Source organism: Streptomyces bobili (assembly GCF_002154575.1).
GTDB classification, from domain to species: domain Bacteria; phylum Actinomycetota; class Actinomycetes; order Streptomycetales; family Streptomycetaceae; genus Streptomyces; species Streptomyces bobili.
Genome location: NZ_MUBA01000918.1, coordinates 1 through 646, shown reverse-complemented (window position 1 = coordinate 646; position 646 = coordinate 1). Strand labels below are relative to the sequence as shown.

At 76.0% G+C, this 646-nt stretch carries 1 protein-coding gene; it reads right to left on the bottom strand.

Features of this window, described 5'->3' with window-relative positions; translation table 11 throughout:
* Window positions 1-631 (bottom strand): hypothetical protein (locus BZL64_RS38695; protein WP_086773550.1); only part of this gene is annotated, 631 nt, incomplete at its 3' end.
* Window positions 632-646 lie beyond the last annotated feature (15 nt).

The following is a 646-nucleotide window of genomic DNA, read 5'->3' as shown; positions in this document are numbered from 1 at the left end:
GGTGGATCGGGTTCCGGTCCCCGGAGACGGCCCCGTACCGCCGCCCGATGTCGGCACCGAGCCGCCACTCATCGACCACGGGAAGCGGAGGCCCGGCCGCGGGGAGCGGCGGCTCCACGCTCCCCGGAGCCGGCTCGGGCGCCTGCCCGTCCGTCCGGTGCCGAGCCAGATACCTGCTCTCCGACTCCCACACCACCTCCCCGGCCTCCCGCAGTTCGGTCACGACGACGGCCTCCGTGCCGCGTCGGTGCGGGACCAACCGGTCGACGTGGACGGCGAGTTCGTACGTCGTCCCGGTGGCCGGGAGCGGGCGGTGCCGGGTCAGTGAGATCGAGGTGTGGACGAGGCCGAGCAGCGGAAGGGGGAACGCGCGGCCGCTCATGATGCGCATGGCCAGCGGGAAGCCGAGGACGTGCGGGTAGGTGACCGGCAGGGCGTCGTCGCCGGTGGGGAAGCCGCAGACCCGCTCGTAGGCGGCGAGCCGGGTGAGGTCGACGCGCAGGTTGGGCAGGACGAGCCGGCCGCCGGAGAAGACGGCGCCGGGCCGGGGCCGCTTGAACGGGGACAGCAGGGCTCCGCGGGCGAGCAGCGGGCCGAGGGCGGGGGAGGCGGAGAGCGGCGGGGCGGTCACCGCGCCCGTACCCCG